At 64.5% G+C, this 18,198-nt stretch carries 17 protein-coding genes; 8 read left to right on the top strand and 9 right to left on the bottom strand.

Translation table 11 applies throughout. The features are described from left to right. Positions 1 to 72: 72 nt before the first annotated feature. Together hpnI (AC3WLT_RS20115) and AC3WLT_RS20110 are read left to right on the top strand one after the other, a co-directional pair. Entirely contained in the window at positions 73 to 1,233 is a 1,161-nt protein-coding gene (gene hpnI, locus AC3WLT_RS20115) for a bacteriohopanetetrol glucosamine biosynthesis glycosyltransferase HpnI (protein ID WP_492593448.1), read from the top strand. A 134-nt stretch (positions 1,234 to 1,367) separates the two neighbouring features. Further along, positions 1,368 to 2,402: a lysylphosphatidylglycerol synthase domain-containing protein gene (locus AC3WLT_RS20110; protein ID WP_492593442.1), complete on the top strand. Its 1,035-nt coding sequence runs from the start codon at positions 1,368 to 1,370 to the stop codon at positions 2,400 to 2,402. 70 nt (positions 2,403 to 2,472) lie between these two features. Here the strand turns inward: AC3WLT_RS20110 and AC3WLT_RS20105 are convergent, their stop codons facing one another. The 3 genes from AC3WLT_RS20105 to AC3WLT_RS20095 form a co-directional block, all read right to left on the bottom strand. Beyond that, the gene (locus AC3WLT_RS20105; RefSeq protein WP_492593441.1) at positions 2,473 to 3,870 is read right to left on the bottom strand and encodes an ATP-binding protein; all 1,398 of its coding nucleotides are present in this window, start codon (positions 3,868 to 3,870) and stop codon (positions 2,473 to 2,475) included. Beyond that, positions 3,870 to 4,529 (bottom strand): response regulator, encoded by a 660-nt coding sequence (locus AC3WLT_RS20100; protein WP_492593440.1) that lies wholly within the window; start codon positions 4,527 to 4,529, stop codon positions 3,870 to 3,872. Before AC3WLT_RS20100 ends, AC3WLT_RS20105 begins: the two co-directional genes overlap by 1 nt. A gap of 140 nt (positions 4,530 to 4,669) precedes the next feature. Continuing rightward, on the bottom strand, positions 4,670 to 4,795 hold the full coding sequence (locus AC3WLT_RS20095; RefSeq protein ID WP_492593439.1) for a hypothetical protein: 126 nt from the start codon (positions 4,793 to 4,795) through the stop codon (positions 4,670 to 4,672). Positions 4,796 to 4,856: 61 nt separating this feature from the next. Here AC3WLT_RS20095 and AC3WLT_RS20090 point away from each other — a divergent pair, with 61 nt between their 5' ends. The 5 genes from AC3WLT_RS20090 (at position 4,857) to AC3WLT_RS20070 (ending at position 9,573) form a co-directional block, all read left to right on the top strand. Continuing rightward, a complete protein-coding gene (locus AC3WLT_RS20090) occupies positions 4,857 to 4,985 on the top strand; it encodes a hypothetical protein (protein WP_492593438.1) in 129 nt (42 codons plus the stop codon). Positions 4,986 to 4,997: 12 nt separating this feature from the next. Continuing rightward, positions 4,998 to 6,236 carry a bacteriohopanetetrol glucosamine biosynthesis glycosyltransferase HpnI gene (gene hpnI / locus AC3WLT_RS20085; RefSeq protein ID WP_492593437.1) on the top strand — a complete coding sequence of 413 codons (1,239 nt, stop codon included), beginning with the start codon at positions 4,998 to 5,000 and terminating at the stop codon, positions 6,234 to 6,236. Between the two features lie 552 nt (positions 6,237 to 6,788). Further along, a complete protein-coding gene (locus AC3WLT_RS20080) occupies positions 6,789 to 7,451 on the top strand; it encodes a response regulator (RefSeq protein WP_492593436.1) in 663 nt (220 codons plus the stop codon). Continuing rightward, positions 7,448 to 8,788 (top strand): ATP-binding protein, encoded by a 1,341-nt coding sequence (locus AC3WLT_RS20075; protein ID WP_492593435.1) that lies wholly within the window; start codon positions 7,448 to 7,450, stop codon positions 8,786 to 8,788. Before AC3WLT_RS20080 ends, AC3WLT_RS20075 begins: the two co-directional genes overlap by 4 nt. 125 nt (positions 8,789 to 8,913) lie before the next feature. After that, positions 8,914 to 9,573 carry a ProQ/FinO family protein gene (locus tag AC3WLT_RS20070; protein ID WP_492593447.1) on the top strand — a complete coding sequence of 220 codons (660 nt, stop codon included), beginning with the start codon at positions 8,914 to 8,916 and terminating at the stop codon, positions 9,571 to 9,573. Between the two features lie 15 nt (positions 9,574 to 9,588). Here AC3WLT_RS20070 and AC3WLT_RS20065 read toward each other — a convergent pair whose 3' ends face one another. The 4 genes from AC3WLT_RS20065 to fabV all read right to left on the bottom strand — a co-directional run bounded on the left by AC3WLT_RS20065 (position 9,589) and on the right by fabV (position 13,271). After that, positions 9,589 to 10,944, bottom strand: coding sequence for a TAXI family TRAP transporter solute-binding subunit (locus tag AC3WLT_RS20065; RefSeq protein ID WP_492593434.1), 1,356 nt, complete (start codon positions 10,942 to 10,944; stop codon positions 9,589 to 9,591). 347 nt (positions 10,945 to 11,291) lie between these two features. Next, positions 11,292 to 11,657 (bottom strand): hypothetical protein, encoded by a 366-nt coding sequence (locus AC3WLT_RS20060; RefSeq protein WP_492593433.1) that lies wholly within the window; start codon positions 11,655 to 11,657, stop codon positions 11,292 to 11,294. Positions 11,658 to 11,800: 143 nt separating this feature from the next. Continuing rightward, the gene (locus tag AC3WLT_RS20055) at positions 11,801 to 11,986 is read right to left on the bottom strand and encodes a hypothetical protein (protein ID WP_492593432.1); all 186 of its coding nucleotides are present in this window, start codon (positions 11,984 to 11,986) and stop codon (positions 11,801 to 11,803) included. Positions 11,987 to 12,074: 88 nt separating this feature from the next. After that, positions 12,075 to 13,271 (bottom strand): enoyl-ACP reductase FabV, encoded by a 1,197-nt coding sequence (gene fabV, locus AC3WLT_RS20050; protein WP_492593431.1) that lies wholly within the window; start codon positions 13,269 to 13,271, stop codon positions 12,075 to 12,077. A gap of 193 nt (positions 13,272 to 13,464) precedes the next feature. Here fabV and AC3WLT_RS20045 point away from each other — a divergent pair, with 193 nt between their 5' ends. Then, positions 13,465 to 15,963 (top strand): penicillin-binding protein 1A, encoded by a 2,499-nt coding sequence (locus tag AC3WLT_RS20045; RefSeq protein WP_492593430.1) that lies wholly within the window; start codon positions 13,465 to 13,467, stop codon positions 15,961 to 15,963. 98 nt (positions 15,964 to 16,061) lie between these two features. Here the strand turns inward: AC3WLT_RS20045 and treA are convergent, their stop codons facing one another. Both treA and AC3WLT_RS20035 read right to left on the bottom strand, forming a co-directional pair. Next, on the bottom strand, positions 16,062 to 17,735 hold the full coding sequence (treA, locus tag AC3WLT_RS20040; RefSeq protein WP_492593429.1) for an alpha,alpha-trehalase TreA: 1,674 nt from the start codon (positions 17,733 to 17,735) through the stop codon (positions 16,062 to 16,064). Between the two features lie 242 nt (positions 17,736 to 17,977). Beyond that, entirely contained in the window at positions 17,978 to 18,196 is a 219-nt protein-coding gene (locus AC3WLT_RS20035) for an FmdB family zinc ribbon protein (protein ID WP_492593428.1), read from the bottom strand. Between the last annotated feature and the right edge of the window lie 2 nt (positions 18,197 to 18,198).

The following is an 18,198-nucleotide window of genomic DNA, read 5'->3' as shown; positions in this document are numbered from 1 at the left end:
GAGCTGGGACATGATGAAACGGCGCCTGCGCGAAGGCGTCGAATTCTTCCGGTTCCTGCGCGCCCACCAAGCGTGATCGCCGCGCATCTGCTCGCCGTCACGCTGGCCTGCGCGTGCGCGGCGTGCGCGGTCTTCGGTATCGTTTACACCGTGCTGGCCGGCGCGCTGATCGGCCGGTTCTTCGCACGGCCGGTGTCCGAGCCGACCAGCTTCCCGCCGGTCACGGTCGTCAAACCCTTGCACGGCAAGGAATGGGCGCTGCTCGCCAACCTGTCGAGCTTTTGTCGGCAGGACTATCCGGGCCCCATGCAATTTCTGTTCGGCGTGCACGAATCGACCGATCCCGCCTTGCAAACCGTCGACGAACTGCGGCGTCTGCATCCCGAAGCGGACATCACCGTGGTCGCCGATGCGCGCCTGTACGGCCCGAATCGCAAAATCAGCAACATCCTCAATATGCTGCCGCAAGCGCAGCACGATGTGCTGGTCTTCGCCGACAGCGACGTGAGCGTCGGGCCGGATTATTTGCGCAACGTGATCGGCGAATTGCAAAAACCGGACGTCGGTCTCGTGACCTGTGTTTATCGCGGGCAGCCCGACCCGGGTTTCTGGCCGCGTCTGTCCGCCAAGTCCACCAACTATCAGTTTTTGCCGGGCGTGGTGATGGGGCTGGCGCTCGGTCTCGCGCGCCCGTGTTTCGGGCAGACCATCGCGATGCGCCGCGACACGCTCGAAAAGATCGGCGGTTTCACGCCGTTCGTCCGGCATCTGGCCGAAGATCACGCGATCGGCGAAGCGGTGCGGATGATCGGCGAAAAGGTGGTGATTCCGCCGTTCACGATCTCGCATGCCTGCGTCGAAACGAGTGCGGCGCAACTGGTCGCTCACGAACTGCGCTGGAGCCGCACGATCCGCAGCGTCGATCCGCTCGGCCATCTCGGCTCGGCGCTGATTCATCCGCTCGCCTTCGCGCTGCTCGCGATAGCCTTCTCAGGGGGCGCCAGGTGGGCCTGGCTGCTCGCGCTGGCCGCCGTGTGCGCGCGGTTCATGCTGAACTTGCTGTCCGATCGGGCGTTGCGGCAAGCGCATCGCGACCTGTGGCTGCTGCCGTTGTGGGATATCGTATCGTTTGCGATTTTTGTGGCGAGCTTCTGGTCGTCGCGCGTGATCTGGCGCGGCTTCAGCTTCAAGGTGGACGGCGACGGCCTGCTGTCGGCGGCTCAGGACGAATGAAGCACGGCGAATGAAGCACGGCGAATGAAGCGGAACGGATAGACAGAACAGCGGGTTGGGTCAGCAATGAAGAAGCGCAGGTATTTCGAAGACGGTGGCGGAAGCGGTTTGAAGCGCAAGCGGAAGGTACACGCGTGGTGAAGCATCTCGGCCGCGTGGCCGCGCTAGCCGGCTTGCTGGTTTCGCTGTGGCTGGTCTGGCAAGGCAACCCCGGCGCCGTGCTCGGCGCGCTGCGCACCGCAGGCGCCGGCCTGCTGCTGGCTGCCATCGCGCACGTGCTGCCGATGCTCGCCAATGCCGCCGATTGGCGCTCGCTGATTCGGGGCGCGAACCGGCCGAGCGTCGCCGCGATGCTGCATCTGGTGTGGGTGCGCGAATCGGTCAATTGCATGCTGCCGGTCGCCCGCATCGGCGGCGAGGTCGTATCGTTCCGGATACTCAAGCGCTGGGGTGTGCGTCCGCCGACGGCGGTCGGCAGCATCATCGTCGACATGCAGCTCACCGTGATCAGCCAGCTGCTGTTCACGATGGTCGGTATCGGCTTTCTGTTCGCGCACGCGCATTCGGGTACGCTGCGGCTCGCGGGACAGCTGGCGTGGGGCGTGGTGGTGCTGACCCCGCTGCTGCTGCTGTTCGCGCTCGTGCAGCACGCCAATCCCTTCGAGCGCATCACGCGCGCGCTCAATCGCATGACGAGCGGCAAGCTCGCCGCACTGGTCGGGCAATCCGCCCAGATCGATCAGGCCATCAAGCTGATCTGGCGCCGGCGCGGCGTGGTGTTGCGCTATCTGTTCTTCTGGCAGCCGCTGCAGTGCTTCCTGACCTCGCTGGAGATCTGGCTCGCGCTGTACTTCCTCGGCGTGCAGGTCACGCTTGTCGAAGCGGTGGTGATCGAATCGCTGATTCAGGCGGTCAGCAGCGCGGCGTTCTTCGTGCCGGGCGGGCTGGGCGTGCAGGAGGGCGGTTTCATTCTGATCGGCGGCGCGCTGGGCCTCGATCCTTCAATCTGTCTCGCGCTGGCTGGCGCGCGGCGCATTCGCGACCTGCTGATCTTCGTGCCGGGACTCTTTGCGTGGCAGTTCGCCGAGTCGTCGGCTCGCGCGCCAAGGCGGGCCGAGCTTTCGGAGCTTGCGGAGCAAGGGAGCGTTCGCGAGGCAAGCCAGCGCTGAGTGAGTACACGCCGAGCGCCGAGCGCCGAACGGAAGCAGCGGAAGCAGCGATCAGCCGCCCAGCCCAGCCTCAGTGCGCGCCCCCATAAGCCGGAAACGACACTTCGACGGCGAGCCCGCGCTCGCCGATACCCGTGCCGAGATGCAGGCTCGCATCGAAATGCTCCGCGATCCGCGCGACGATCGACAGGCCGAGGCCGCTGCCGGTCGCCTGATTGCCGGTCGCGCGATAGAAGCGATTCGTCAGATGAGCGAGATCGGCGGACGCGACGCCAGGCCCGTCGTCTCGCACCGTCAACCGCACGCGGTCGAGGGCATGCTGTACCGCAACCTCCACGCGGCCGCCGGCGCGGCCGTACTTGATCGCGTTGTCGAGCAGATTGTCGAGCAGGATGCCGATCAGCACCGGTTCCGCGTTGATCTCGGCGCGCAGGTCGCCGGTCAGGGTCACGTGAATGTTTTTTTGCTGCGCATTGCGCTCGTTGGCGAGCAGCGCGTCTTTGGCGACCGCGGCGGGCTTGAGCGGCGCGCTCGACAGTTTCTCGTGCGCGTCCAGCCGCGCCAGCAGCAGCAATTGCTCGGCGAGCCGCGCGCTGCGGTCCACCCCTTGCACCACGCGCTCCATCGCCAGCCGCTGCAACGCGGCGTCCGGCTCGGCCAGCGCGACTTGCGCCTGCACCTTGATCGCCGCGAGCGGCGTTTTCAGTTCGTGGGCGGCGTCGGCGGTAAACGCGCGTTCGCGCTCAAGCGAGTGCCGCAAGCGCGACAGCACCAGATTGATCGCATCGATCAGCGGCCGCACTTCGGTGGGCGAATGGCCGATGTCGATCGGTTCCAGCCGGTTGATGTTGCGCGCGCGGATCGCGCCCGACAGGATCTTGAGCGGCGTCAGGCTCCAGCCGATGCTGAACCACACCAGCAACGCCAGCACCGGCAGCGCAAGCAGCGTGGGCCGGGCAACCCGGTTCGCAACGCCGCTCACCAGATCGCTGCGCGTATTGGCCGGTTCGAACACGCGCACGATGTGGCCGAGCGCAGTGTCGCGCAAGGTGAACGAGTGCCACGCCTTGCCGCCCAGCATGATGGTTTGCGCGCCGCCGACCGCCGGCACCGGCAGATCCCACGCCTGCAACGCACGCAATTGCGGGCTGCCCGCCAGCACCTCGCCGCTGGCGCTGCGCACCTGGAACAGCGCGTCGCGCGGCAGGCTGTCGTCGTCCTCTTCGTTGCTGGCGCCGGGGTCGCCGCCTTTTTCTTCCTCCCGCACATCGATCCGCGCATTGGCGAGCGTGATCAGACTGCTCTCGTCGAGCAGGGCGAGGATTTGCGCCAGTTCGGCGAGGCGAGCGTCTTCCCATTGGCTGACTTCGCGGGTCGCCTGACGATAGCTTGATACCAGCGCGACGGCCCATATCAGCGCGATGCAGGCGAGAATCAGCAGCATCAGCCGACGGCGTATCGACGACATCACGCTTTCTCCACCACGTAGCCGATATTGCGAACCGTTCTGATCAGTTTCGCGCCGAGCTTCTTGCGCAGATTCGACACATGCACTTCGATGGCATTGCTTTCGATTTCTTCCTGCCATCCATACAGGCTTTCTTCGAGGCGCGAACGCGACTGGGGAATACCCTGGTTGGTCAGCAACTGCATCAGGATCGCCCATTCGCGCGAGGTGAGGGACACGCGAGTGTCGCCGATCTCGACCGTTTGCGCGGCCGGGTTGACGGTCAGATCCTGATAGCGGATCACCTCGACGCTGCGCCCTTGCGCGCGGCGCAGCAAGGCCCGGCAACGCGCAATCAGCTCGGTCAGGTCGAACGGCTTGCCGAGGTAGTCGTCGGCGCCGGCTTCGAGCCCGCCGACGCGATCGACCACCGTGCCCTTCGCGGTCAGCACCAGCACCGGCACGTCGTTGCCCGCGTCGCGCAGGCGCCTCAGGATGTCCATGCCCGACACCCGGGGCAAGCCGAGATCCAGTATCACGAGCGCATAGGCCGTCGTGACGAGCGCGAGATCGGCCTTGTGACCGTCGCGCGCCCAGTCGACCGTGAAACCGGCCTGACGCAGCCCCGCTTCGATACCGCAGCCGATCAGGTCGTCGTCTTCTACGAGGAGGATGCGCATAAGTCAGTTCATTCCGTTCAGGGTGTGGCCTTGATCCGGCTCGGCTGCGCCGGCCTTCAAGCAAGCGCCGGGCCATATGGCGAAGTGTAACCACGATGTTCGGCGCCCGCCTTATACCGCCATCTTCCTTAAGGTTTCCTTCAGTTTGAATCGATACTATCGCCCCTCAACAGGCCGCTGTCGCGCGGCTCGGCATGAGCGCGCGAGAGCAGCATCGCGTTGTCATATTTTCGCAATGCAATCGTAAGCACATCGATGAAATGCACGACGGGCGCCTGTTTGCGCATCCATCGCGCCGTGCATATCGTCAGGTCACGAGGCCAAGCCATGAAGCCAGTCACCGTCGACATGCTGCGAGCCCATCTGATGGCGGCTTCGCTCACGGCCATGTGCGCCGAAGCCCTCGCATCGCTCGTGCTGCTGGTCTTGCCGGGTTCCCAGCTCGCCGAGCACTAACGGAGCCAGCCAATGGCGGCCCACACGTTGACAGCATGCCAATGGTTGTTGCTCGTCGGATGTGGCGCGGCTTCGCTGTACGCGATGCTGGCGGCAGTGGCCATGCCGTTCTTCGCGGCGCGCCGTGGCGGCGCCGCCAGATGCCGGACCGATCCTTTCACGAAGGTCGGCGTGAGCGTGCTCAAGCCGCTTTGCGGTGCGGAGCCGCGTCTCTACGAAAACCTCAGGACCTTCTGCGAGCAGCGTCACGGGCACTTTCAACTGGTGCTCGGCGTGTCCTCGCCCGACGATCCCGCGATCGCCGTGGTGCGGCGTTTGCAGGCCGCGTATCCGCTGCACGACATCGAGCTCGCGGTGGATACGCGGGTGCACGGCTGCAATCTCAAGGTCAGCAATCTGATCAACATGGCCGAGCGGGCGCGTCACGACGTGATCGTGATTGCCGACAGCGACATCGCCGTCGAAGCCGATTATCTCGACACCGTGGCCGCGCCGCTGGCCGATCCTCGCGTGGGCGTCGTCACGTGCCTTTATGTGGCGCAGGGCGTCGGCGGATTCTGGCCGCGCGTCGGCGCGCTGTTCATCAACGAGTGGTTTGCGCCTTCGGTGCGCGTCGCGCACGCGGCCGGGTCGCGCCGCTTCGGCTTCGGTGCGACGCTGGCGTTGCGTCGCGAGACGCTCGAGCAGATCGGCGGCTTCGACGCGCTGAAAAATTGTCTCGCCGACGATTACTGGCTCGCCGAACATGTGCGCGAACTGGGGCTGCAGACGGTTTTGTCGCGTGTGATGGTGGCCACCGACGTTATCGAGCCGACTTTCGCCTCGTTGTGGCAGCGTGAGACGCGGTGGCTGCGCACGATTCGCTCCGTGAACCCGCTCGGGTTTGCTTTTTTGTTCATCACGTTTCCGTCGCCGTGGATCGCGGCCGGTGCGTGGCTGACCGGCAGCCTGGCGGTGGGGCCGTACGACGGCGTGCATCTGTGGGCGGCGCTTGCGAGTGCTGCCTGCACCGCGGCCGGGTTTGCCGCGCGAATGTTGCTGCATCTGCGTAGCGCGCGGCATGAGCGCAGGTTCTGGCGGGATTTGCCGCTTGTGCCGTTGCGGGATATGTTGCTCGCCGCGCAGTGGCTGGCCGGGGCGTTTGGATCACATGTGGTTTGGCGCGGAGCTCGAGTGCCGGTTGGCGGAGGTTCTGCGCGCGCGGCGCGCAGTGCGGCTTTGAGGGTGATGGAGACGTCTGACGGAGGGTAGGGTTTCGCTATGGGCGTTGTGTGCCTACCGGCGCTTTTTTATGGCGCCGCGCAGGCAAAGAGAAAAATCAGAAAGATGCGCGCTGGCGGGCGTCTGATGCTGGAAGGCGGCGAGCTTTGCGCTAATCGCCCTGGCCATCGCCATGCTCGATCGCGACTTCGAATTCGTCCTGCGCACGGCCCATCACGTCGACGCGCGCCACGCCTTCCACCGAAGAAAGCAGCGGCCGCATCTGGAACTGCGCCAGATCGTGCAGCGCCGACTGCGATTGCTGCTGCGACGTGAGGCTATATGTTGGCCACGGCGAGCATCGCGACTTCCTCGAAAGGTCCGGCTCCTGAACAAAAGGTGGGGCATCCTGAGCGGACGCGGCTCAACAGGGGCCGATTCGGCTGAGGATGAGCTTAAGTGATGCCTAACCGGCGCTTAAGCGTCCCATAAGCGTAGCTTCAGCGTCGCATAAGCCTCCCATAAGGAAAACATAAGCGAGCCATAAGGAAACGTTAAGCTGAAGAACGGAACAATGCGGGCAAACTGGAGAGAGGAGAGGCCATGCGTCTGTTATTAGTCGAAGACGACGACATGATTGCGGAGACCGTACTGGGCGCGATGCGCCGCGCGGGCTACGCGATCGATTGGGCCGAAGACGGCCGCGCTGCGGAGTTGTCGCTCGGCAACGGCGTGTACGACCTCGTGCTGCTGGATCTCGGCTTGCCGAAGAAAGACGGCATCGACGTGCTGAATGCATATCGCAAGGCCGGCGGCGCTGCGCCGGTGATCATCCTGACCGCGCGCGACGCGGTGGACGACCGGATTCGCGGCCTCGACGCAGGCGCCGACGATTATCTGATCAAGCCATTCGATCTCGATGAGCTTGCCGCGCGGGTGCGCGCGCTGTTGCGGCGGCGTACCGGCCAGAAGCAGCCCGTGTACGCGCACGGCGAGCTCACACTCGACCCGGCGGCGCACGAGGTGACCAAGGACGGCGAGCCGGTGGCGCTCGTGCCGCGCGAATTCGCGCTGCTGCAGGCGCTGATCGAGGAGCCCACGCGCGTCTTCACCAAGGCCGAGCTCGAAGAAAAACTGTACGGCTGGGGCGAGGAGGTAGGCAGCAACACGATCGAGGTGCATGTGCACAGCTTGCGGCGCAAGATCGGCGCGGACCAGGTGGTGACCGTGCGCGGCGTCGGTTATCGCCTGAAGAGGTGCGGATGACGTCGATTCGCCGCTGGCTGCTCGGCTGGCTGATTTTCGGCATGGCAGCGGCCTCGGGCGTGGCCGGCTACGGCATCTTTCATACGGCGCGGGAGGAGGCGAGCGAGCTGTTCGACTACGAACTGCGCACGGTGGCGCTGTCGCTGCCGTCGAACCTCCAGGGCCCGTCGAATGTCGAGCATCGCAGCCCCGATTTGGGCGATCTCGCCGACGACCGCGTCGTCATCGAAATCTGGGACCGTGCCGGCAAGCTCATTTATCACTCGATGCAAGCGCCGGTGTTTTCGCGCCTGCGCGAAGGTTACAGCACGGTCGAGCGCGGTGAATCTCACTGGCGCGCGTTCGGGTTGCAGCAGCCGGACCGCTATATCCAGGTCGCGCAACCGGTGTCCGTGCGCGAGGATCTCGCGCTCACCTTGGCGCTGCATACGCTATGGCCGCTTGGCTTGCTGCTGCCGGTGACGATCGTGCTGGTATTGCTGGTGGTCGCGCGCGGGCTCGCGCCGATTGGCGGCTTGTCCCGCGCACTGGCGACCCGTTCGATCGATTCGCTGGAACCCCTGCGTCTGGACGGCGCCGTGCCGGTCGAAATCCGGCCGCTGGTCGAGGCGCTCAATGATTTGCTGCAGCGTTTGAATACTGCGTCGCAGGCGCAGCGCACTTTTATCGCCGATGCCGCGCACGAGTTGCGTTCGCCGCTGGCCGCGCTGAAACTGCAACTGCAGGCCGCCTCGCGCGACGGCACGTTAAAGGGCGAGGGGCAGGCGCTGGAGCGTGTCGAGGGACGGGTCAACCGGATCATCCATCTGGTGCAGCAGTTGCTGACGCTGGCGCGCGAGGATGCGCATCCGGTGACGTCGATGGTGCCGGTGAGCTTGCGCCGGATCGGCGAGCAGGCGGTGGGAGATTTTTCGCTGCTTGCCGAGACCAGGGAGATCGATCTTGGGCTCGAGTGCGAGCAGGCGCGCACGCCTGGCGATGCGTATACGGTGCTGGCCGAGCCGTATGGGATGACTGTGTTGTTGGGCAATCTGATCAATAACGCGATTCGGCATACGCCGCGCGGCGGCAAGGTCGATGTGGTGTTGAAGCGCTCTGGAGACCGGGTGGGATTAGAGGTGGTGGATAGCGGGTCCGGGATTCCCGAGCCTGAGCTCGAACGGGTTTTCGATCGGTTCTATCGAGGCGAGGAGGCGCACGGCGAGGGCAGTGGCCTGGGGTTGGCGATTGTCTCGCGGATCGCGCAGAGGCATCAGCTGACGCTGGCATTGCGAAATAACGCTGGGCGTAGCGGCTTGTGTGTGGATGTTTTCGGCCTGACGGCTTATGAGGTTTGAGCTTCCAGCGTAATCTCACCGCGGTAGAACTATTGCTGGGCAAACCTTTGCGGCAGGCCGCCGGCGTCGTCATGACTGGATCGACTCGCTGCTACAATCTCGTCTTTCTCGATCGACTGTGCGCCATGGGTTTCGAACAACTCGCTGAACTGAAAAAGCAACTTGCCGCGGCACGGGCCGAAGCCGCCCCCGCCGCGCCTGCCGCCAAGCCCGCCGCAAAACCTGGTGTAAAGGCTGGTGCAAAGCCTGGCGCGAGGCCCGCCCGCAAGCCGCCGCAACAGCGCCGGGCTGCGCCCGCACCGGCGCCGGACGCGAAACCCGTCGACCCGGTCGTCAAAACGATCGGGAAACTGCAAAAGCGCTTCCCCATTGCGTTTCCAAAGAATCCAGCACCCAAGCTCCCGCTGAAGGTCGGCATCTTCGAGGACCTCGTCGTTCACGCGAAGGAATTGTCGTTGAGCGAAGCCGAGTTGCGCGACGCGATCAAAACCTGGTGCCGCGGCAGCCGCTACTGGAAGTGCCTCGTCGAAGGTGCTGCGCGAGTCGATCTGACCGGCAGCGAAGCGGGGAAGGTGACGGCACAGGAAGCCGCCGGCGCACAACGCCTGCAGGCGCACCGGGCAGCTAAAGCCGCGCCTAAAGCAGCCAACCCGACGGCTACGCCGCCGGCCGCCTCACAAGCCAACGCGCAAGCCGAGTCGCATGCCGATGCACAGGCCGAGTCACAGGCCGATGCACAGCAAGTCGACTCGCCGACCAGCTCGCCGGTCGATTCAGAGGCCTGACAGCCGGTACCTCGTCTAGGGCGGGCTGCCTTGCCCCGGCGCCACCGAGAGCCGGGCGCGCACAAAACCGACATGCTCGCGCAGCACGTAAAAAGCGTCGGCATAGGCAAGCGGCATGCGCAACTGGTTAAGCGACTCCTCGATATGATCGAGTTCCTTGAAGAGCGCTTTGCGTTCTTCATCGCTCGAGTCGGTGGTGAGCGCGCCGCGTTCGATCGCAATCAGCGAACCGTAATATCGATAGATGCGCGAGCGCACGCGCCATTGGTACAGCGCGGGTATCAGGCGCATCGCCGGGAATAGCAGCACGGCCATCGGCAGCAGCAGAACAAGCGTGCGGTCGCCAATGCTGGCCAGCCAGAACGGCAGGTTGCGATACAGAAAACTTTTTCCCGTCTTGTAGTAGCGCTGCGCGTCTTCGCTGATCTGATATTCACGGGCGACGGGATTAGGGAATTCGCCCGCATGCTGCAGGAGCCCGGGCATGCCGTGAACTTCCTGCGCGGCTTCGATCAGCAGGTCGGAGATGGCCGGGTGCAGATTGGCGCGGGCGACGATTTCAACAGTCGGGCTGACCAGGTGGACGGTTTCGGGCGGGATTCTGTGCTTGAGATCCAGCACGCCGGGCGGCAGGTCGATCTGGTCGAGATACGGAAAGAGACGTGTATAAGCGCTCGCCTCGTCGAAGTTCATCACGGAGATGCCGGGCACCTTCAGGAGCCTGAGCATCAAGCCACGGGTCGCCGAGTCGCCGTTCAGGATCGCCGCGTCGACATCGCCCGCCACCAGTTGCGTGGCGGCCTGCAAGCCGTCGCTCGGCACCAGCACGGTGTCGCCGCCTGGCTCGATGCCGTTTGCTTCCAGCAGCTTGAGCGCAAGCAGGCGAGTGCCGCTGCCTTCGCGGCCTATCGCAATCCTTTTGCCTTCCAGCTGTGAAAGCTGGGTCACGCCCGTGCCGTGATAGAACACCACCACCGGTATATAGAAAACGCTGCCGAGCGACATCAGCGATGAAGTCGCCATGCCATCCGCCACGCCGCCTTGCACGAGAGCAAGATCGACATGCTGTTTCGGGTCCAGCAGCCGATGCAGGTTTTGCACCGAGCCATCGGATTCCAGCACCTTCAGCGTGATGCCGTTGCGGGCGAGAATTTTCTTGTACTGCTCGGCGGCGACGAGGAATGAACTGTCGTGCGGACCCGCGCTCATCGTGATCGTCTTTGGCGGCGCCGGATCGACCAGCCAGACGATCAGCGTGACCACCAGTACGACGAGCGCGGCGACGATCGCGTACGGCAAGGTGTGATCCCGCCACTCCGCATGCGACTGATCGCCGGGGAGTTGCGGGGGACGCGGGCGATGCGGTTTCATGAGCACTCCGTGCCGGTAGCCGGGATGACGCATTTTCCACTGTCCGCCGTGGCTTTGCCGTCGGCACTACGCTCTATTGACTGACGAATGGAAAACGCCGGAGCGGATTGCCGAGCGGTGCGCCCGGGAAGGAATGGCGGCCGGTCGTTACACCGTGCATTGGGTGAGTGCATTGGGTGGCCGTGGCAGCCGATGGACATCGCACGCATGGGGATGATGCGTTTGATGTGAGATAGCCTGTTACGGGTTACTGCGTACGGCGGCCTGCGGCGCTGGTTTTTCTTTTGTTTTCGTTATGGGTTCATTGGCGTTCCCCCTGTGCGGGGGCAACGCCAAAATGAACCCAATCAATCCGCTACCCGCTTATCGGCAAGCGCGTTCTGACAATCGGCCAAAACCTGTCTCACCAACCGCGCTTGCGGGTCCAGCTCATCCGTGTCGAGGATCTCTTCGACTGCATCCCGTGCCCACTCGGTATCGACAAACTTTGCATGCCGGCGCGCAATCTCCAACGCCAGTGCCGACAACCTGGCCACGCTCAGCCAGTCCGCCTCCCGCATGCGGCGGTCCAGCCATTTGTGCGCGGCCTGGACGTGAAATGCCGCGTCAGGCCACTCCTCATTCAGGTAATAAGCGCCAAGGATTCCGCAGGTGAGCCAACATAGCAGCTCCAAACGGTCCCGTGGACTTAAATGGTGGCGTACATCACTCATGGCGACGCTCGCGGCTGTGAATTGCTTCAGGTCAGGACGGCAGAACAATTCCCTCTGCCTTCATTAAACAATATCACGTGCTGTTGCGCTGCGGAATATCCATAAACACGCCAATTCACCGCAATCGATCATACGATTCCGGATCAGAGGCACTGCGTGCGCAAACACGTCGCGGCATGACTCGGATCGCGCTCGATCGCGCTTCGTACTCGCGCCGCATCGCGTGCTTTCGCCGCCTCCAGCAGGTCGTCGTGCGCGTCGTTGAGCGTGCCGGCAAATTGCGCGTCGCCGAATGACAGGTTCGAAATCGGCCCCACCTGAAGCCACACTAGTGCGCGTGATGCGTGCGGTGGATGGCTACGCGGCGCAGTCGATGAGCGTGGACGGCGACGCTCATGACTGCACTCACGCAGAAACTCAGGCCTGAACGAGGTTGGGAATCTGCACGTCGGGATTCACGTCCGCTTCATAGTCCACCCCTGCGATCTCGAAGCCGAACAGGCGCAGAAATTCCGTCTTGTAGCCGCTGAAGTCGGTGAGTTCGTAGATGTTGTCGCTGGTGACCTGATTCCAGAGCTGCTGGACGCGGGCTTGCACGTCCGGGTCGAGTTCCTTGTAGTCCGCACGCAGACGGCCTTCGTCATCCACGAGCGGCGCCGCGCCGTAGAGGCTATCTTTGTAGAGCCCATAGACCTGCTCGATGCAGCCTTCGTGCGTGCCTTTCTCCTTCATGACCTTGAAGAGCAGCGACAGATACAGCGGCATCATCGGAATGGCGGAGCTCGCCTGGGTGACGACCGCCTTCAGCACCGAGACGCGTGCATCGCCGCCTCTCGCCGCCAGTTTCTCGCGGATGCCGAGAACCTTCCGGTCCAGATCCTTCTTGGCCGCGCCGATGGAGCCGTTCCAGTAGATATCGTGCGTGATCTTTTCGCCGAGATAGGTGAAGGCGGTCGTCTTCGCGCCTTCGGCCAGCACGCCGGCGTCGAGCAGGGCGTCGATCCACATCTGCCAGTCCTCGCCGCCCATCACCGCGACCGTGTGGTCGATTTCGTCCTGCGTCGCGGGCTCCAGAACGGTTTCCTTGACGACTTCCTTGTCGGTGTCGATGCCGCGCAGGCTGACGGCCTTGCCGACCGGTTTCAACGTCGAACTGAAGACCGCACCGGTCTTGGGGTGGGTGCGCTTCGGCGCGGCCAGACTGTAGACCACCAGATCGACCTGACCGAGATCGCGCTTGATGACGTCGATGGTGCGTTGCCTGATCTCGTCCGAGAACGCGTCGCCATTGATGCTCGTCGCGTACAGCCCCTTGGCCGTGGCGAATTTCTCGAAGGCCGCGGTGTTGTACCAGCCCGCGGTGCCCGGCTTGGTCTCACTGCCGGCGCGCTCGAAAAACACGCCGAGCGTGGCGGCGTCCGAGCCGAACGCGGCGCTGACGCGCGCCGCGAGGCCATAGCCCGTCGATGCGCCGATCACCAGTACTTTCTTCGGACCATTGGCGATGGGACCGCGTGCGGTGACGTAGTCGATCTGTTCCTTGACGTTGGCTTCGCAGCCGGCAGGATGCGTAGTCACGCAGATGAAGCCACGCACGCGCGGTTTGATGATCATGAAGCCCCCTGTTGTTTGAGATGCCGCGATTATATTGGGAGCCGACGACTGCCGGAAATGGGCGAAAACCTGTCTGCCGCCCCCGAGCGCGCGTATCGCGCCAACGGTCTGGCGGCCCCTTAGGTACCGGCTCTTTAGTGATCCGTTTCCCGTCTTGGTACGATGCTGGCTTTCCCGTTGACGGTATGCAAGTGTGAAACGCCTGATCACGCAGTTTTTCGAGTTCTGTGCAGCAAGACTGGCGGAGATCCGGCCAAGCGCCGCCGACGTGCTTCGGCGCGTCCGCCGCCCCACGCGACGCGGCGTGGCGCTGACCTGCGCCGCCGTGCCGGCGCTGCTGTTCCTTTACGTGCTGATCCTGATTCCGTTCACCCCGAGTATCGGCGACATTCGCAAGGCGAAGGTGGAACAGCCCGCCCAGGTGCTCTCGGCGGACGGCAAATTGCTGGCCGAATTCAAGCCGTCCAACCGCGAGTGGGTGAAGCTCGCGGATATCTCGCCGCACGTGGTGGACGCCTTGATCGCCACGGAAGACCATCGCTTCTACCAGCATTTCGGTCTCGACTGGCGGCGTACGGCATCGGCCGCGCTGCATACGTTTTCCGGCGACCGTCAGGGTGGCTCGACCATCACGCAGCAGCTCGCCCGTAATCTGTATCCCGACGAAATCGGCCGCGCGCCCACGCTGACCCGCAAGCTGAAGGAGGCGATCACCGCCTTCAAGATCGAGGCGCTCTACACCAAGAACGAGATTCTCGAGACGTATCTGAACACGGTACCGTTCCTCTACAACGCTTACGGCATCGAAATGGCGGCGCGTACCTATTTCGACAAATCGGCCGCCGAGCTCAACGTGCTGGAAAGCGCGACGCTGGCCGGCATGCTGAAGGGCAACAGCTACTACAACCCGGTGCTCAACCCGGAGCGCGCCGTGCAGCGGCGCAACATAGTGCTGGCCCAGATGGTCAAGTACGGCAAGCTGCCCCCCTCGGCCTACGAGACGCTGAAGCGCCGTCCGCTGCGCATCGATTTCGAGCGGCAAACCGAGCCGCCCGGACCCGCGCCGCACTTCGCGCAGCAACTGCGCAAATGGCTTGCAGCATGGGCCGATCGCAACGACTACAACATCTACTCCGATGGACTGGTGGTGCGCACCACCATCGATTCCCGCTTGCAGGCCATGGCGACCCAGGCCGTGGTGTGGCAGGGCAACCAGTTGCAGGGCATCGCGAACTCGGCATGGGGAGCGCGCGCGGGTTGCGCGAACGGCAAGGACCTGTTGCAGGTCTTCCTGCGCGAGACGCCTGACTATCGCGCGGCGAAAGACTCGGGTCTGACGGACGGCGAAGCGTTGAAACGGCTCTCGTCCGATCGCAATCTGGTGCAGACGGTGTGTGAGAGCAAGACCCGGGTACAGGCGGATTTCCTCGCGCTGGATCCGCGCAACGGGCAGATCAAGGCATGGGTCGGCAGCCGCGACTTCAGCCAGGATCCGTTCGACCACGTGCAGCAGGCGCGCCGCCAGCCGGGCTCGACCTTCAAGCCGTTCGTCTATGCCGCGGCATTCGAAGACGGCGCCAAACCGGCCGATACGTTCGTGGACAAACCCATCGAAATCCCGCTGGCCGGCGGCGAAATCTGGCGCCCGAGCGACGACGACGAACCGACCGGGCGCGCCATCAGCCTGCGCGACGGTCTCGCTTATTCGCGCAACCGGATTACCGCCCAGCTGATGGAGACAGTCGGTCCGGCCAAGGTCGCGCGGCTCGCTCGCGCAATGGGCGTGCGCGACAGCGAGCTCAATCCGGTGCCCTCGCTGGCGCTGGGCACGAGCCCCGTGACGCTGAAGGAAATGGTCTCGGCGTACGGCACGATTGCCAACCTCGGCGGCTATGTGGAGCCGGTGATGGTCACGCGCATTGAGGATCGCAACGGCGAAGTGCTGGCGGAGTTCGCGCCGGTGCCGCCCAGACAGGAATTGCCGGCCGACACCGCGCGAACGCTGGTGGACGTGATGCGCGACGTGGTCAGCCGGGGCACGGGTTCGAGCATCCGCAGCCGCTTCGGCGTGCGCGGCGATGTCGCCGGCAAGACGGGCACGACGCAGGGTAACGCGGACGGCTGGTTCATCCTCATCCATCCGCAACTCGTGGCCGGCGCCTGGGTCGGCTTCAACGACAGCCGCGTGACATTGCGCAGCGACTATTGGGGGCAGGGGGCGCACAGCGCCTTACCGATCGTCGGCGATTTTTTCCAGCACGCGCAGCGCTCGAGGCTGGTCGACGTTCGCGCCAGGTTCGCGACGGAGCAGGAACCGGGCAGGTTCGCCGAACTGTCCGGCAAGATCCGCGCGTGGTTCGAGCATCTGTTTGCGTCGCCGGCCAGGCCCGAGGCGCCGCCGGCAAGCCGCAATGCGACGCGGCGCGCGCCGGCTGCATCAGTTGCTTCCGCGGCTTCCGTTGCTTCCACTGCCGCGATTGAACCGCAGCCGATGCCGCAGCCGCCGCTCATTTCCCCGACGCCGGCGTCCGCGCCGCAACCGGCCAGCGAGCACATCGACGGGCAGGCGCCCGCGGGCGGCGTGCCGGCCTCCGCGCCGACGCCCACACCGGACGACATCACGCCGGCCGACGCAGGCAGCACGGCCAACGATCCCGCGAACGCGCCGGCAAGTACCGGCACGTCGCCCTGACGGTCGATCCGGCTGCATGCACGAGAGGCGCACACGTCACCCGCAACCGTGTGCGCCCCTCGCCATGCCGGGACGTTTGCACGAACGCTAGCTGAACGCTACTCGCCCGGGCTATACAGATCGAGCAGCTTGAGCGTCACGCCGTTGGTCCAGCCGAAGCCGTCCTGCAACGGATACTCGCCACCGCCTCCGCCACCGGTTCCCGCGCCTTCGACAACGTACTTCTCGACCAGCTTCCTGTCGGACGCGTAGACGCCCTTGACGTCAGCCAGAAACCGCGTGCCGATCTGTTGCGCGAGCGCGTCCTGCCCATAGCGCTTCAGGCCCTCGATCGCGATCCAGTGCAACGGCGCCCAGCCGTTCGGCGCGTCCCACTGCTGCGTCGTGTTGTAGGTGGTCGTCACGAGGCCGCCGGGTTGCAGAAGCGTCGATTGCACCTGCTGGGCCGTTTTCCGCGCACGTTCCGGCCACGCCGCGCCCACGAACAGCGGATACAGCATCGCCGCCGTTTTGTTGTCGCGCGGCTTCGCGAGCTTCCAGTCGTAGTCCCCGTAATAGCCGTTGGCATTCCACAGATACCGGTTGATGCCCACCGCGCGTTTCGCCGCGCGTTCGGCGAACTCGCCCACGCAGCGGAAATCGCGGGTCTCGCCACAGCCTCTGGCGATGGTCGTTTCGAGGTGGAACATCAGGCTGTTCAGATCGACCGGAATGATCGACGTGGTGCGGACCGTCGCGAGCGTCATGTTGTCGCCGAACCAGCGCGAGCTGAAATCCCAGCCGCTCTCCGCGGTCGCGCGCAGTTCGCGGTAGACCTCGTTTGGCGAGCGCCCCGTGGCCTGCTGCGCGGTCTTCACGTCCTCGAGATACGACTCGTCACGCGGCGTGTCGAGTTCGTCCCAATAGCGGTTGAGCACCGTATGGTCCGGCATCACCACGACGTTGCGCGTCGCGTCGCCCGGTTTGGTCGAGTCCGCGCCTTGCATCCAGTACGCGTACTCCTTGCGCAGGGCGGGCAGATATTTCTGGTAGACCTTGCCGCCTTCGACCTTCGCCGCGAGCGTCACCATGTACGAAAAAAACGGCGGCTGCGAGCGATCCAGGTAATACGTGCGGTTGCCGTTCGGGATGTGGCCGAAGGTGTTGATCTCATACGCGAAGTTATCGAGCATGTTGTCGACGAGGTCTTCGCGGCCGGCCTCCTGGAGCCCCAGCATCGTGAACCAGGTGTCCCAGTAGTAGCCCTCGCGGAAGCGTCCGCCGGGCACGACATACGGCTTCGGCAAGGGAATCAGCGAACTGTTCGCCGGCGCGCTCGTCGTGGTGCGCGTGAGCGCGGGCCACAGCCAGTTGATATGCTCGCGCAGCGTCTGGTTCGGCGGCGGCGTAATGACCGGCTCGCTCGGCGGCGTGAAGTACTGGTTGACGAAGCTCGCCAGCGAAAAGCCCGGATTGTTCTTCTGCTGCTCATACAACTGCACGATCGCGGCAGGGTCCGCATTCGGCGTGGCGTCGACGAAGGTCTTCTGATCGGGATAGATCTGCGCGGTTTGCACGGCGACGAACAGGTCGCCGTACAGCACGCTCGGCGCAGGCGGCAGCGCTGCGCCGACCTGAGTGTCCGCGAAGCAGACGCTGGCGACACTGGCTACGAGCACAAAGCTTGAAACGGCCGCCCGGTGAACGCTTCGGTGCCGAAGCGTGCCGGCTGCGCGGCGGGGCGAGATCAGGGAGATTGCAATGTTGCGGCGGACTTGCGACGGTTCAATCATGTCTCCTCCTGGGAAGTGGACAACAGGATTGGTCTCCGGCGCGGCCTCTCATTCTTCTGATGGATGCTGAGGCGAAGGAAGCATCGCATAAAAGCCGGCGCGTTTCAAACGCTCGCACGCGATGCAATGGGCATGCCTGCCGCTGCGCACGTTTGCCGCACAGCACCATTTGCCCGTTAGCGCAGATCGCTTGCCGGACGGTTCGCCCCAGGCAAGGTCGTCAGCGGCAAGTCAGCGGCAAGTCAGCGGCAACAAACGCACCGGTAACGCCCGCTGGACGAAGCAGTCCCGTCTTCCGCCGGCGGCGCCTTGCGGGTATGCGTCAATACCACGGGCAAACCGCTCTGGATCCGGGGCGCAGGCTCGCCGCACCGAGGGCAAGGCGCGGTGTGGCGAGCGGCCACGCTTTGCATCTGGTCGAACGCACCGCACTGCGTGCACTGGTAGTCGTAGATCGGCATCG

The organism is Paraburkholderia sp. FW306-2-2C-D06C (genome assembly GCF_058781505.1).
This window is presented reverse-complemented; position numbering and strand designations above follow the sequence as displayed.

Coding starts and splice junctions, on each gene's coding strand:
- AC3WLT_RS20105 (WP_492593441.1), bottom strand. CDS start 3,870: ATGTCGTCGATACGCCGTCGGCTGATGCTGCTGATTCTCGCCTGCATC.
- AC3WLT_RS20100 (WP_492593440.1), bottom strand. CDS start 4,529: ATGCGCATCCTCCTCGTAGAAGACGACGACCTGATCGGCTGCGGTATC.
- AC3WLT_RS20090 (WP_492593438.1), top strand. CDS start 4,857: ATGAAGCCAGTCACCGTCGACATGCTGCGAGCCCATCTGATGGCGGCT.
- hpnI (WP_492593437.1), top strand. CDS start 4,998: ATGGCGGCCCACACGTTGACAGCATGCCAATGGTTGTTGCTCGTCGGA.
- AC3WLT_RS20080 (WP_492593436.1), top strand. CDS start 6,789: ATGCGTCTGTTATTAGTCGAAGACGACGACATGATTGCGGAGACCGTA.
- AC3WLT_RS20075 (WP_492593435.1), top strand. CDS start 7,448: ATGACGTCGATTCGCCGCTGGCTGCTCGGCTGGCTGATTTTCGGCATG.
- AC3WLT_RS20070 (WP_492593447.1), top strand. CDS start 8,914: ATGGGTTTCGAACAACTCGCTGAACTGAAAAAGCAACTTGCCGCGGCA.
- AC3WLT_RS20065 (WP_492593434.1), bottom strand. CDS start 10,944: ATGAAACCGCATCGCCCGCGTCCCCCGCAACTCCCCGGCGATCAGTCG.
- AC3WLT_RS20060 (WP_492593433.1), bottom strand. CDS start 11,657: ATGAGTGATGTACGCCACCATTTAAGTCCACGGGACCGTTTGGAGCTG.
- fabV (WP_492593431.1), bottom strand. CDS start 13,271: ATGATCATCAAACCGCGCGTGCGTGGCTTCATCTGCGTGACTACGCAT.
- treA (WP_492593429.1), bottom strand. CDS start 17,735: ATGATTGAACCGTCGCAAGTCCGCCGCAACATTGCAATCTCCCTGATC.
- AC3WLT_RS20035 (WP_492593428.1), bottom strand. CDS start 18,196: ATGCCGATCTACGACTACCAGTGCACGCAGTGCGGTGCGTTCGACCAG.